At 53.8% G+C, this 13,982-nt stretch carries 11 protein-coding genes; all 11 read right to left on the bottom strand.

Going from position 1 to position 13,982, the window contains the following annotated elements; translation table 11 throughout:
* Positions 1 to 40: 40 nt before the first annotated feature.
* A complete protein-coding gene (secA, locus tag AC07WB_RS03395) occupies positions 41 to 2,746 on the bottom strand; it encodes a preprotein translocase subunit SecA (protein WP_494940037.1) in 2,706 nt (901 codons plus the stop codon).
* Positions 2,747 to 2,823: 77 nt separating this feature from the next.
* Positions 2,824 to 3,324 carry a secA translation cis-regulator SecM gene (gene secM, locus AC07WB_RS03390; RefSeq protein WP_320204463.1) on the bottom strand — a complete coding sequence of 167 codons (501 nt, stop codon included), beginning with the start codon at positions 3,322 to 3,324 and terminating at the stop codon, positions 2,824 to 2,826.
* A gap of 274 nt (positions 3,325 to 3,598) precedes the next feature.
* The gene (gene lpxC / locus AC07WB_RS03385; protein WP_494940036.1) at positions 3,599 to 4,516 is read right to left on the bottom strand and encodes a UDP-3-O-acyl-N-acetylglucosamine deacetylase; all 918 of its coding nucleotides are present in this window, start codon (positions 4,514 to 4,516) and stop codon (positions 3,599 to 3,601) included.
* Positions 4,517 to 4,617: 101 nt separating this feature from the next.
* Entirely contained in the window at positions 4,618 to 5,772 is a 1,155-nt protein-coding gene (gene ftsZ / locus AC07WB_RS03380) for a cell division protein FtsZ (RefSeq protein ID WP_008108602.1), read from the bottom strand.
* 71 nt (positions 5,773 to 5,843) lie between these two features.
* Positions 5,844 to 7,100 (bottom strand): cell division protein FtsA, encoded by a 1,257-nt coding sequence (gene ftsA, locus AC07WB_RS03375; protein ID WP_007888634.1) that lies wholly within the window; start codon positions 7,098 to 7,100, stop codon positions 5,844 to 5,846.
* Positions 7,097 to 7,936 (bottom strand): cell division protein FtsQ, encoded by an 840-nt coding sequence (ftsQ, locus tag AC07WB_RS03370; protein ID WP_097094934.1) that lies wholly within the window; start codon positions 7,934 to 7,936, stop codon positions 7,097 to 7,099. Before ftsQ ends, ftsA begins: the two co-directional genes overlap by 4 nt.
* Position 7,937: 1 nt before the next feature.
* Positions 7,938 to 8,858, bottom strand: a complete 921-nt coding sequence (locus AC07WB_RS03365; protein WP_097094935.1) for a D-alanine--D-alanine ligase — start codon at positions 8,856 to 8,858, stop codon at positions 7,938 to 7,940.
* Positions 8,851 to 10,326, bottom strand: coding sequence for a UDP-N-acetylmuramate--L-alanine ligase (murC, locus tag AC07WB_RS03360; protein ID WP_097094936.1), 1,476 nt, complete (start codon positions 10,324 to 10,326; stop codon positions 8,851 to 8,853). The genes AC07WB_RS03365 and murC overlap by 8 nt, the downstream gene beginning before the upstream one ends.
* Before the next feature lie 70 nt (positions 10,327 to 10,396).
* A complete protein-coding gene (gene murG / locus AC07WB_RS03355) occupies positions 10,397 to 11,455 on the bottom strand; it encodes an undecaprenyldiphospho-muramoylpentapeptide beta-N-acetylglucosaminyltransferase (protein ID WP_097094937.1) in 1,059 nt (352 codons plus the stop codon).
* A complete protein-coding gene (gene ftsW, locus AC07WB_RS03350; protein ID WP_097094938.1) occupies positions 11,452 to 12,666 on the bottom strand; it encodes a cell division protein FtsW in 1,215 nt (404 codons plus the stop codon). Before ftsW ends, murG begins: the two co-directional genes overlap by 4 nt.
* Complete coding sequence (gene murD / locus AC07WB_RS03345; RefSeq protein ID WP_345827270.1) at positions 12,666 to 13,982, bottom strand: UDP-N-acetylmuramoyl-L-alanine--D-glutamate ligase; 1,317 nt, start codon at positions 13,980 to 13,982, stop codon at positions 12,666 to 12,668. The genes ftsW and murD overlap by 1 nt, the downstream gene beginning before the upstream one ends.

Raw genomic sequence — 13,982 nt, 5'->3', positions numbered from 1 at the left:
CGATAGCAAAGAAAAAGGAGCCCTGAGGCTCCTTTTTCTATCAGGCCAAACGTCCGTGGCACTGTTTGTATTTTTTGCCGGAACCGCATGGGCAAAGGTCATTACGCCCTACTTTGCGTTCGCCACCTTGTGCCGCTAAGGCTTCGGCTGCTGCAGTTGCATCATCAACATGGCTCAACTGCTGCTGCTGTGCTAAACGCTCAGCTTCTTCACGACGCTGCTGCTCCATCGCTTCAACTTCTTCTGGCATGCGTACCTGCACCTTGCTTAAGGTGCTAATCACTTCATACTTCAGCGACTCCAGCATGGCGGCAAACATTGCGAAGGATTCACGTTTGTACTCCTGCTTGGGATCTTTCTGCGCATAACCACGCAGGTGGATCCCCTGGCGCAGATAATCCATTGCCGCCAGATGCTCTTTCCAAAGTGAATCCAGCGTTTGCAACATCACGCCTTTCTCGAAGTTACGCATCATCTCAGCGCCAACCACTTCTTCTTTAGCAGCATAGTTTTCGGCAGCGTTACTCATAATACGTTCGCGCAGCGTCTCTTCATGAAGGTCTGGCTCTTTATCCAACCATTCGGCAATCGGCAAATTCAGATCGAAGTCATTACGCAGACGCTCTTCCAGTCCCGCCACATCCCACATTTCTTCCAGCGACTGCGGTGGAATGTACGTATCGATAGTGGTTTTGTAGACATCTTCACGGATGCTGTTGATGGTTTCAGACACATCAGAAACATCCAGCAGTTCGTTACGCTGGCTATAGATAGCACGACGCTGATCGTTAGCGACGTCATCGTATTCCAGCAGCTGTTTACGAATATCGAAGTTGCGACTTTCCACTTTGCGTTGAGCGTTGGCAATTGCTTTGGTCACCCATGGATGCTCAATCGCTTCACCTGGCTTCATACCCAGTTTACGCATCATGTTTGATACGCGGTCCGAAGCGAAGATACGCATCAAGGCATCTTCCATCGACAGGTAGAAGCGTGAAGAACCGGCATCACCCTGACGACCAGCACGACCACGCAGCTGATTATCGATACGACGTGATTCGTGACGCTCAGTACCAATGATGTGCAGGCCGCCCGCCGCCAGCACTGCATCATGACGCAGTTTCCAGGCGGCTTTCATCGCCTCAATTTGCTCTTCAGTCGGCTCGTCCATGGCGGCAAGCTCAGCCTGCCAGCTACCGCCCAGCACGATATCGGTACCACGACCAGCCATGTTGGTGGCGATGGTTACTGCCGATGGCTGGCCTGCCTGTGCCACGATATCCGCTTCACTGGCGTGGAACTTGGCGTTCAGTACGCTGTGTTTGATGCCCGCGCGCGTCAGCTCATTGGAAACCACTTCAGATTTTTCAATCGAAATTGTACCTACCAATACCGGCTGACCTTTTGCCGTGCAGTTACGAATGTCTTCAATAATGGCGTCGATCTTCTCTTTCTCGGTCATATAAACCAAGTCGGCCATATCTTTACGCACCATCGGGCGGTTAGTTGGCACCACGATAGTATCGAGCTTATAGATTGAGCTGAATTCAAACGCTTCGGTATCGGCGGTACCGGTCATACCGGCCAGTTTCTCGTAGATACGGAAGTAATTCTGGAAAGTAATGGAGGCCAGCGTCTGGTTTTCATTTTGAATTTCCACGCCTTCTTTCGCTTCAACCGCCTGATGCAGACCATCTGACCAGCGACGACCTTGCATGGTACGACCGGTATGTTCATCAACGATGACCACTTCGCCATCTTTCACGATGTAATCCACGTCGCGGGTAAAGAGCGCATGGGCACGCAGTGCCGCAGTAACGTGGTGCATTAACATAATGTTGGTTGGAGAGTAGAGAGACTCACCTTCTTCCATGATGTTTTGGCTAACCAGCAGCTCTTCAACTTTAACCAGGCCGCGCTCGCTCATGTGTGCCTGGCGCGCTTTCTCATCAACCCAGAAATCGCCTTCACCCTGGAAGGTGTCAGAATCTTCTTTTTCCTGACGAATCAGGTGCGGGATAATTTTGTTTACCTTGGTATACAGCTCAGAACTGTCTTCGGCTGGACCAGAGATGATCAGCGGCGTACGCGCTTCATCGATCAGAATGGAGTCAACTTCATCCACCAGCGCATAGTGCAGTTTGCGCTGAACACGCTCTTCAGGGCTGAACGCCATGTTATCGCGCAGATAGTCGAAGCCGTATTCATTGTTCGTACCGTAAGTAATATCAGCCGCATAGGCTGCACGCTTCGCTACGGCTGGCATATTAGGCAGGTTAATACCGATGGTCAGGCCAAGGAACTCAAACAGTGCACGGTTATTTTCGGCGTCGCGCTGCGCCAGATAGTCGTTGACGGTGACCACGTGCACACCTTTACCGCTTAGCGCGTTCAGATAAGCAGGCAAGGTCGCGGTCAAGGTTTTACCTTCACCGGTGCGCATTTCAGCGATGCAGCGATCGTTTAACACCATGCCGCCAATCAGCTGGACGTCAAAATGACGCATGCCGAATACACGCTTACTCGCTTCCCGCACGGTGGCGAAGGCCTCAGGAATCAGGCTTTCAAGGCTTTCGCCCTTTTTCAGGCGCTCACGGAACAGATCGGTTTTTGCTTTCAGTTCATCATCAGAGAGCTTAACGAAATCCGGCTCCATCTTGTTGATGATGTCTACCACTTTGCGCATACGACGCAGAGTACGATCATTGCTGCTGCCAAATACTTTAGTTAACATTTTGATTAACATAATAAATTATTCTCTTTTCAGCCGTGACTTCACGGACTGCAAAATCTAAAACAGGATGTGGAAAAAAACGTTAGCAGTTAGGCAATGAAAGGTCCGGCGCGGATGCCATGGATAGCAGCCTGCCAGTCAGCAGAAGTGTGGATTTGCGGTTCCCGGTGGCGCAGTGCTAGCTGCGGCTCAACGGCATTAAGCGGTTGCGTAGGTGATGTCAGTAGCGCCTGAAGCGAACCAATCAACGCCAGTTTTTGTGCCGCTAATGGTACAGCTTGATTGGCCTCCGCCTGAGCAGGCGGCGTCATGCTAAAAGAAAGATGTCTGATAACTGTGCGGATGGCATGTTGATGCCAGTAATCGACGTTAAAACTTGGTCGACGCGCACTTTCCTGCAGACGAATCAGATGATCGAAATGGACAACATTGCCAACAAACAGGCTGCTGATCGGCGAATCGTTCGCCGTGGGCTCAGAACTTTGCGCACAGGCAGGCAAACCTAAACTGGCCGCCACCATCCCTAATAGGAGATGAGGCCAGAAGTAGCGTCTGCCTAATTGTCGCCAGCGTGAGAAAATCCCGATCACAACCCGTCCACAATGCATTGAATAAAAGGATAAAGCCTTCGCGTGAGTCTGCGTTACCCGGCTTATATGAGCGCCAGATGATAGCACTTATGTTGCGCTTCGACACCAGTGATTAAAGGGGCTTCGGCGGAATTCACGTTTTTTTGTACAGGGTTTCGCCAGTCACGACAGTGAAATGAGATCGGTTTTGCAGGATTAAAAGCGAGGCAATAAAAAACGGCAGATTCCACTGACCGGAGAGGGTGTCAGCGAAACCTGCCGCATTACGTCTGACTTACGCCAGAACTAAATTAGGTGCTTTGAATGCCAGTGGCAGTTCAGCTTCGTCTTCGAAGGTAGCCCATTCCCAAGCTTCCTGCTTCGCCAGAACCGCTTGCAGTAACTTGTTATTCAATGCATGGCCCGATTTATAGGCGGTAAATGCGCCAATAACATTGTGGCCGCACATGAACAGGTCACCGATCGCATCGAGCATCTTGTGACGAACAAACTCGTCTTCAAAGCGCAAACCGTCTTCGTTTAATACGCGGAAATCATCAAGGCCAATCGCACAATCTAAACTACCGCCCAGGCACAGGCCTTTAGACTGCAGATATTCGATTTCACGCATAAAGCCAAAAGTGCGCGCACGGCTGATTTGACGCACGAAATTCTCAGCCGAAAAGTTGAGCTGGTAACGCTGCGAACTTGAGTCAATCGCTGGATGTTTAAAGTCGATAGTAAAGTCGAGTGAGAACCCGTTATAAGGTTTGATCTCAGCCCACTTATCGCCATCTTCCACACGCACGGTTTGCTTAACACGCACAAATTTCTTCGCGCTGCTCAGCTCTTCAATGCCTGCATCCATCAGCAGATAGACAAAAGGTGCGGCACTGCCATCCATAATCGGGATTTCCGGTGCATCAACTTCAACAATAATGTTGTCGATGCCTAAACCAGCCAGTGCGGCGTTCAGGTGTTCAACTGTTGAAATACGCACGCCTTCATCATTCACCAGGCACGTACTTAGCATGGTGTCGCGCACATATTTTGCATCAGCCGGGAAATCAACCGGTGGATTCAAGTCAGTGCGACGATAGATGACCCCGGTATTAGCCGACGCAGGGCGTAATGTCAGCGTGACTTTCTTGCCGGTATGTAAACCGACACCTGTCGCCTGAACAATACGTTTTAATGTCCTTTGTTTGATCATCGCATTATCTCGCAATATTACCCTTCCGACCGCCAGTATAAATTACCGGCGGGGGAATACTTTAGCACAAAGAGCGGAGAATCCCAATTCTCGGGATATTCTTAGTCAGCCTGTTTACGCAGGAAGGCTGGAATATCCAGATAATCAGGTTCTTTGCTTGATGCGGCTGGCTGGTCATTAACCACTTTAGCAGCAGGTTTCTGCTCCTGCGGCAGCGGCGCCATGCCGTGCTGCTGGTAGCGATGATCCATCACTGGCTGTGTGGCTGGCTTATTCGTTACCAGGGTGATTTCTGGACGCTTATCCATGCCAATACCGGTCGCAACCACGGTGACACGCAGTTCGTCGTTCATCTCTGGATCCAGAGAAGTACCAATTACTACGGTAGCGTTGTCAGACGCGAAGGCGCGAATGGTGTTACCCACGGTTTCAAACTCATCCAGACGCAGATCGAAGCCAGCGGTGATGTTGACCAGCACGCCGCGCGCGCCAGAAAGATCGATATCTTCCAGCAGCGGGCTTGAAATCGCCATTTCAGCGGCTTCTTCCGCACGATCTTCACCGCATGCCACGCCTGAACCCATCATGGCGTAACCCATTTCTGACATCACGGTACGCACGTCTGCGAAGTCAACGTTCATCAAGCCAGGGCGCGTGATCAACTCAGCAATACCCTGTACAGCGCCTTTCAGTACATCGTTAGCTGCGCCGAACGCATCCAACAGCGAAATACCACGGCCTAATACTTTCAACAGCTTGTCGTTTGGAATAGTGATCAATGAATCGACGTGCTTCGAAAGCTCAGCGATACCCTGCTCAGCAAAAGCCATACGCTTTTTGCCTTCAAAGTTGAATGGCTTCGTTACCACTGCAACAGTCAGGATACCCAAATCTTTGGCTACTTCAGCGACCACTGGCGCAGCACCCGTACCGGTACCGCCGCCCATGCCTGCTGCGATAAACACCATGTCTGCACCATCCAGCGCAGCACGCAGTGCTTCGCGATCCTCTTCTGCAGAGTTACGACCCACTTCTGGGTTCGCACCTGCACCGAGACCTTTAGTGATATTGGTCCCGATCTGGATCGTCTGGCCGACCGCTGTCTTACGCAACGCTTGCGCGTCGGTGTTCACAGCGAAGAATTCCACACCTTCGATACGCTCGCGTACCATGTGCTCTACGGCGTTACCGCCGCCACCGCCGACGCCGATGACTTTAATCACCGCGTCATTGGTTAATTCCATAGGTTCAAACATGATTTCTCTCCGTTATGTGCCTGTCGCCTGGAGATCATAAACATTGCCAGCATGATCTCCTTTTTCAAAAATTAAAACTCTTTCTTCAGCCAGCTATTGATTCGCTTAAACCAATTGCCCACCGAAGCACGTTTTTCCGTTTCCGCATCACCGTTCATATGTGACTCTTTGCCATAATGCAGCAGTCCAACCGCCGTAGAGTAATACGGCTCCTGCGCATAATCCGTCAGGCCGGTGATGTTGAGCGGCTGTCCAATGCGCACCTGCGTGTGGAATACACGCTGTGCACAGGCTGCCAAACCTTCAATCTGCGCCGCACCACCGGTCAGCACGATACCGGCCGCCAGATGATGTTTTACGCCCTGCTGGCGCAGCTGCTCCTGTAGTTGCAGAATCTCGTCGTTAACCAGATTCAACAGTTCGGTGTAACGCGGCTCAATCACTTCGGCCAGCGTTTGGCGCTGCAGGCTGCGAGGTGGACGTCCACCGACGCTCGGCACTTCGACGTTTTCGTCTTTGCCGACAATCGAGCCTAATGCACAACCGTGACGCACTTTAATCGCTTCCGCATCGGTAGGCGGTGTACCAAAGGCGTAAGCAATATCGCTGGTCACCACGTTCCCGGCATACGGGATCACTTTGGTATGACGCAGCGCTCCGCCAGTATAAACAGCGATATCCATTGTACCGCCACCGATGTCAACAACACAGACTCCCAGCTCACGTTCATCTTCAGTCAAGACGGAAAAACTGGAAGCCAGCCCGGCAAAAATCAGTTGGTCAACTTTCAGGCCGCAACGTTCAACGGCTTTAACAATATTTTTTGCCATATCGTTGTGGCAGGTGATCAGATGCACCTTCGCCTGCATACGTACGCCGGAAAGGCCTACAGGATTTTTGATGCCTTCCTGATAATCGATGGCATATTCCTGCGGTATCACATGCAGGATACGATGTTCATCACGTACGCGAACGGATTTCGCCGTATGCACTACGTTCTCTACATCATCCTGAGTCACTTCCTCTTCCGAAATCGGAACCATCCCGATTTCGTTCTGGCAACTGATATGTTTGCCCGATAATGCAAGGTAGACCGAAGAAATCTGGCAATCCGCCATCAGTTCAGCCTGATCGATGGCGCGCTGTACGCATTTCACCACCGACTCAAGGTCGTTTACGCCGCCTTTATCCATACCGCGAGACGGGCAACTGCCCACCCCAATAATATTGACCATACCATCGGGCAGAATTTCCCCAACCAGGGCGGACACCTTTGCGGTGCCAATTTCGAGTCCTACTACCAGTTTTCTGTCCGTTGCCTTGATCATTGTGGTTTAGCCTGTGCCTGGTTCTGTTGCTGATTACTGTCCTGTGGCTCTATCGGTGCCGCTGCCCAGCCCACTGCGGCGCCCGAGTCGTAGCGCAAATCGACGTAGGTAATGCGCTGATTATGACTCTGGCCCTGCTGCTGCAGCTCCGGATAGAGCTCAATAAAACGGTTCAGACGCTTCATGGTATCGCTGCGTCCCAGCTCAATGCGCACATCGTCACTGGTCACTAATTGCCATGAGCGCCGCGCCGTCATCGACGCGACCTTCAGGGTAAACTTGTTAGCCTTTAACACATCACTCATGGTGTGATAGCCGGCCAACACCTCATTTTCACTGCCTTCCGGGCCATAAAGCATTGGCAAGGTTTCTTTGCCAATGTGACTGGCCGGAACGCTGAAGGAGACGCCATCGGCGTCAACCATATGTGAGTCGTTCCAACGTGCCACCGGAACATACTCCACCAAATTTATCTTCAGCTCATCAGGCCACTGCTTCCGCACACTGACCTGCTTTATCCAGGGCAAACGCTCGATCTGCTGTTGAATGATATCGACGTTCTGCGACATGAAGGTCCCAGGCGCGCCGAGCGATAAAATCGCCTGGCGAATATCATCATGCGTGGTGTAGTGGGTTTGCCCCGTCACCACCAGCCTGGATAACGGCAAGCGCGACGCGTCATTCATCCACTTCAGCACCACAAGGCCGCCCGCCACCATAATGCCTAACACTATCAGCAGGAACACGATGCCAAACAGTCGTGCACCGTTGCTACGCCCGGAGCGCGCACGCTCCTGAGGTTCTCGATTGCGTACTCGTATCGCCGCCTGAGACATATCAGTCAGCCAGCTCCAGAATACGCGCCACTAGCTGCGGGAAACTGTATCCCGCCTGCTTCGCCGCCATGGGTACCAGACTGTGGCTGGTCATGCCTGGTGAGGTATTCACTTCCAACAGCTGGAAATTGCCCTCGCCGTCAGCCATAACGTCCACACGTCCCCAGCCGCTGCAACCCAACGCGCGCCAGGCTGCCCACACCAGCGTCTGCAACTCTGCTTCCTGCTCAGCGCTTAAACCGCTCGGACAGAAGTACTCAGTATCGTCAGAAATGTATTTAGCTTCATAGTCATAGAACTCGCTGGCGGTTTTAATTCTGATTGAAGGCAGAATTTGCTCACCCACGATGCCCACGGTGTACTCGGCGCCGCTGAGAAACGCTTCAATCAGCACGTCGTTATCGTGACGAAATGCCTCTTCCAGCGCGGCGGGTAGGGCGTCCGCATGATTCACACGGCTGATGCCAACGCTGGAACCTTCACAGCTTGGCTTCACAAACAGCGGTAAACCCAGCGCCTGAACGGCGGCGGTGGTATCTGCATCTAAACCTTGCTGATATTGCTGACGCGTCAGCCAGACAAATTTGCCTGAAGGTAATCCCCTGCCCTGCCACAACAATTTGCTGCGCAGTTTGTCCATGGTGATCGCCGAGGCCATTACGCCACTGCCGGTATAAGGGAGCTGCAAGAACTCCAGCACCGCTTGCAAGGTGCCGTCTTCACCACCGCGACCGTGCAGCGCAATAAACGCTTTCGCAAAGCCTTGCTGTTTTAGCTTCAGTACCGACACATCACGCGTATCGACAGCATGCGCATCAATACCCATTTCACGCAGTCCGGCCAGCACCGCCGCACCTGACATCAGCGAGACTTCACGTTCGGCCGAGGTGCCGCCCATCAATACTGCGACCTTCTCAGTCATGACGCGCCTCCATTTTTACCGCAGGCTGCAGGGCGTTTTCCGCCAGCTTACGTGCAATCTTACCGATGTTGCCTGCGCCCTGAACGATCACCAGGTCATCACCTGACAGCAACGGGGCCAATGCATCTGGTAAGGCATCATGCTCAGAGACCAGAATCGGGTCCACCTTGCCACGGTTACGAATCGCGCGGCACAAGGAGCGGCTATCGGCGCCCGGAATGGCGGCTTCACCGGCCGGATAAACATCCAGCATCAGCAGCACATCCACCTGCGACAGCACGTTAGCGAAATCATCAAACAGGTCACGCGTACGCGTGTAACGATGTGGCTGGAATACCATCACCAGTTTCTTCTCAGGCCAGCCGGCACGTGCGGCTTTGATGGTGACATCCACTTCGGTTGGATGATGGCCGTAATCATCGACCAGCATCGCGCTGCCCGGGTTGCCATTGACTGCGGCGGTATCAAACTCGCCCAAGACATCAAAGCGGCGTCCGGTGCCCTGGAAGCTCTCAAGCGCGGCCAGAATCGCGTTATCTTCAATACCTTCTTCGCTGGCCACCGCCACCGCCGCCGCCGCGTTCAATGCGTTATGACGGCCAGGCGCATTCAGCGTGACGTTCAGCACTGGCTTGTCCTGACGGATCAGCGTGAAGTGCCCCTGCGCGCCACGCTGCTCGTAATTTTCAATACGCACGTCAGCGTCATCGCTGAAGCCGTAAGTTGTGACCTGACGGCCTACACGTGGAATCAGGTCACGAATCACCGCGTCATCCACACACATCACCGCGCGTCCGTAGAATGGCAGGTTGTGCAGGAAGTTAATGAACGTCTGTTTCAGATTCTCGAAATCGCCCTGATAAGTGTCCATGTGATCCGCTTCGATGTTGGTCACAATCGCCACCATCGGCTGCAGATGCAGGAAGGACGCATCGCTTTCGTCCGCTTCGGCGATCAGATAACGGCTGCTGCCAAGGCGCGCATGTGTACCTGCAGCTTTAACCAATCCACCGTTAACGAAAGTTGGATCCAAGCCGCCTTCGGCATAAATACTGGTCACCATCGCGGTAGTGGTGGTTTTGCCGTGCGTTCCGGCAACCGCAATGCCGTGACGGAAACGCATAAGTTCCGCCAACATTTCCGCACGGCGAATCACAGGAATACGCTGCTCACGCGCGGCCACTAATTCCGGGTTATCTTGCGCTACGGCCGTTGAGACCACGACAACACTCGCATCGGTCACGTTTTCTGGACGATGGTTGAAGTAAATCGTTGCGCCCAGCGAGGCCAAATGCTGCGTCACGGGGTTTGGCGCCAAATCAGAACCGCTGATGTGATAACCTTCGTTCGCCAACACCTCGGCAATACCGCCCATGCCAGCACCACCGATGCCAACAAAGTGAATGTGCCGGACGCGACGCATCTCGGGCACAATAGAACGCAGTTTTGCCAATTGTTGTGTATTCATCTGTTTCAATTACCTGTTTTTCCCGTTTGTACCCGCTTAAGGTACGGGCCAAATCAACTGGCCGATTAATTTACTTCGCGACGCGCGCCACTTCATTTGCAACCCGCTCGGTTGCATCCGGAATCGCCACCTGACGGGCTTTTTCTGCCATCGCCAGTAATGTGGTGCGATCCCAGTGACGCAGCGTGTCCGCTACAACAGACGCAGTAAACTGCGGCTGCTCGAAAATTTTGGCCGCGCCCGCCTTTTCCAACGGCAGCGCATTCCAGTACTGCTGACGATCTTTGTGCTGAAACGGCACGAAGATCGCCGGTAAACCTGCGGCAGCCACTTCGCTAACCGTCAAAGCCCCGGAACGGCACACCACCACATCCGCCCACGCGTAGGCTTCTGCCATGTCATCAATAAATTCGGTGACTTTATGTTGCGGCTGGCCAGCTGCACGATAAGCCTGCTGCACGGTTTCCAGCCCGCCTTTGCCGGTTTGATGCCAAACCGTAATGGCTTCACCCAATTCCGCAGCCACCTGTGGCACGGTCTGATTGAGGATGCGTGCGCCCTGGCTGCCACCGACCACCAGCACGCGAATCGGGCCGAAACGTCCACTCAGCCGCTCTGCCGGTAACGGCAGGGCTAGCACATCGGTACGCACCGGATTCCCCACCACTTCAGCCGTTGGGAATGCGCCCGGAAATGCCTGCATCACTTTGGTAGCGATTTTCGCCAGCCACTTATTGGTCAGCCCGGCAATGCCGTTCTGCTCATGCAGCACCACCGGAATGCCGCAGCTCCACGCGGCCAATCCGCCGGGACCCGAAACGTAACCGCCCATGCCCAGCACCACATCCGGTTGCCAGCTCTTCATAATGCGACGCGCCTGGCGCCACGCATTAAAGATGCGCACCGGTGCCAAAAGCTGCGCTTTCACACCTTTGCCGCGCAAACCGCTGATGCGGATAAAATCAATTTCGATACCGTTTTTCGGCACCAAATCCGCTTCCATACGGTCAGCGGTTCCGAGCCAGCGCACCTGCCAGCCCTGTTCCATCAGGTGATGGGCAACGGCCAGACCGGGGAACACGTGTCCGCCAGTACCGCCTGCCATGACCATCAGCCGTTTGCCACTCATCGAGCACCTCGGGTAAACGCCTGCGCTTTTGCCAGACGCGTTTCATAATCTATGCGTAATAAAAACACGATGGCGGTCGACATGATGATCAGACTCGAACCACCGTAACTGATCAGCGGCAGCGTCAGACCTTTGGTGGGCAGCATACCGGCTGCCGCACCGACATTAACCAGCGCCTGGAAGCTGAACCACACGCCAATTGAGCAAGCGAGGAAGCCTGAGAAGCGCTGATCGATCTCCAGAGCACGGCGACCAATCGACATCGCGCGAAAAGCGACGAAGAATACCATCAACAGCGCTAAAACCACACCGACATAACCCAACTCTTCACCGATGATGGAGAAGATAAAGTCGGTATGGGCTTCTGGCAGATATTCCAGTTTCTGTACCGAGTTGCCTAAACCCTGGCCCCAAAACTCACCGCGACCAAAAGCCATTAAGGATTGCGTCAGCTGATAGCCGCTACCAAAGGGATCTTCCCATGGATTCCAGAAGGAAGTGACGCGGCGCATACGGTAAGGCTCAGCGATGATCAGCAGCACCACAGCAAAAATGCCGGAGCCGATAATCGCCAGGAACTGCCACATTTTCGCACCGGCGAGAAACAACATCGCCAGCGTGGTAACAAACAGCACCACCACGGTACCGAGGTCCGGCTGTGCCAGCAGAAGTACCGCCAGCACCACCATTACGCCCATTGGTTTACAGAAACCCCAGAAGTTATTGCGCACTTCTTCCACTTTGCGCACCAGATAGCTGGCGAGATAGCAGAACAGCGTTAACTTCGAAAGCTCGGCTGGCTGAATACGCAGCGGGCCAAGGGCAATCCAGCGAGATGCGCCGTTAACGGAGCTGCCGACAACTAATACAATCAGCAGCATGACGACCGAAACCATCAGCATCACGTTGCTATAGCGCTGCCAGAAATCCATTGGGACACGTAATGTCACCAGCGCCATACCGAATGCCAGGGCGATATAAAATGCATCACGCTTGGCAAAATAGAAGGGATCTTCGTTCAGACGCTGGCCTACTGGCATTGACGCCGATGTCACCATAACAAAACCTATCAGCGCCAAACCAAAGGTCAGCCACAGCAGCGTTCGGTCATACAGCACCACCGGCGCATCATCGTTATCACGCGCGCCCATCACCCAATCGCGTAAGCGAAGTGACAGATAGCTGGCTATACCGGAACCAGGAATACGCATCAGCTCAGCTCCTTCGCCAGTTGCGCGAACCGATCGCCACGCTGTTCAAAATTACGAAACTGATCGAGGCTGGCGCAAGCCGGTGATAACAGCACCATGTCGCCAGGCTTCACCTGAGCGGCGATCTGAACCATCGCCTGCTGCATAGTCTCGGTGCGCGTTGCGATTTCCGGGCGGAGATCCGCTAACGCGTCGCCATCGCGGCCGAAGCAGAACAGCTTTACGTTGTCGCCTTGCAGATAACGCGCCAGCGGGCTGAAATCAGCCGACTTACCGTCACCGCCCAGCAGCAGCCATAGCGTACCTTTCACCTGCAGGCCATTCAGTGCCGCTTCGGTGCTACCCACGTTGGTGGCTTTGGAATCGTTAATCCAGCGCACACCGTTAGCTTCATGTACCAGCTGGAAGCGATGCGCCAGGCCAGTGAAGGTAGTAAGCGCTTTTAAACTGGAGGCACGCGGAATATTTACCGCATCGGCCAATGCTAACGCAGCCAGCGCGTTGGTGTAGTTATGCTGACCTACCAGCGTCATCTCATCGGTATTCAGAACCTTTTCACCCTTCACTCGCAGCCAGGTACTGCCCTGCTGCTGATTGAGATGATAATCGCCAAGGTTGATACCAAAGCTCACGCAGCGCTGATCGACGCCGCGTACCGGCATGGTCATGCCATCGTCGGCATTGACCACGCAGACGCTGGCGTTTTCGTAAATGCGCAGCTTGGCTGCACGATATTGCTGCATGCCCAGCGGATAGCGATCCATATGATCTTCAGTAAGATTGAGGATCGTTGCCGCCGCCGCTTTCAGGCTATGCGTGGTTTCCAGCTGGAAGCTGGAAAGTTCTAATACATATAGCTGAGCCGGTGATTTCAGTAGTGTCAGCGCGGGTAAACCGATATTGCCGCCCACGCCCACCTGCCAACCTGCCGCGCGAGCCATCTCGCCCACCAGGGTAGTTACGGTACTTTTGCCGTTGGAACCGGTAATCGCCACAATCGGTGCCTGGGCTTCACGGCAGAACAGCTCAATATCGCCGATGACCTCAATCCCGGCATCCGCTGCTTCGCTTAAGGCAGGATGAGCCAGCGCGATGCCAGGGCTGGCGATAATCAAATCAGACGCCAGCAGCCAATCGCTATTGATACCGCCAACATAGCGCTCCACCGAGGCTGGCAGTTTTTCCAGTCCCGGCGGCGAGACACGGGTATCCATCACGCGTGGCGTTACGCCTTGCGCGAGGAAGAAATCAACACAGGAGAGGCCAGTGATGCCTAATCCAATGATGACGACTTTTCTGCCCCGATAGTCAGCCAT

It is taken from the genome of Pantoea sp. GW821-FHT03E06 (assembly GCF_059420725.1).
The sequence above is the reverse complement of the archived record's forward strand: the minus strand, read 5'-3'. Positions and strand labels throughout refer to the sequence as shown.

Coding starts and splice junctions, on each gene's coding strand:
- murG (WP_097094937.1), bottom strand. CDS start 11,455: ATGAGTGGCAAACGGCTGATGGTCATGGCAGGCGGTACTGGCGGACAC.
- ftsZ (WP_008108602.1), bottom strand. CDS start 5,772: ATGTTTGAACCTATGGAATTAACCAATGACGCGGTGATTAAAGTCATC.
- ftsQ (WP_097094934.1), bottom strand. CDS start 7,936: ATGTCTCAGGCGGCGATACGAGTACGCAATCGAGAACCTCAGGAGCGT.
- murD (WP_345827270.1), bottom strand. CDS start 13,982: ATGGCTGACTATCGGGGCAGAAAAGTCGTCATCATTGGATTAGGCATC.
- ftsW (WP_097094938.1), bottom strand. CDS start 12,666: ATGCGTATTCCTGGTTCCGGTATAGCCAGCTATCTGTCACTTCGCTTA.
- AC07WB_RS03365 (WP_097094935.1), bottom strand. CDS start 8,858: ATGACTGAGAAGGTCGCAGTATTGATGGGCGGCACCTCGGCCGAACGT.
- murC (WP_097094936.1), bottom strand. CDS start 10,326: ATGAATACACAACAATTGGCAAAACTGCGTTCTATTGTGCCCGAGATG.
- ftsA (WP_007888634.1), bottom strand. CDS start 7,100: ATGATCAAGGCAACGGACAGAAAACTGGTAGTAGGACTCGAAATTGGC.
- secA (WP_494940037.1), bottom strand. CDS start 2,746: ATGTTAATCAAAATGTTAACTAAAGTATTTGGCAGCAGCAATGATCGT.
- lpxC (WP_494940036.1), bottom strand. CDS start 4,516: ATGATCAAACAAAGGACATTAAAACGTATTGTTCAGGCGACAGGTGTC.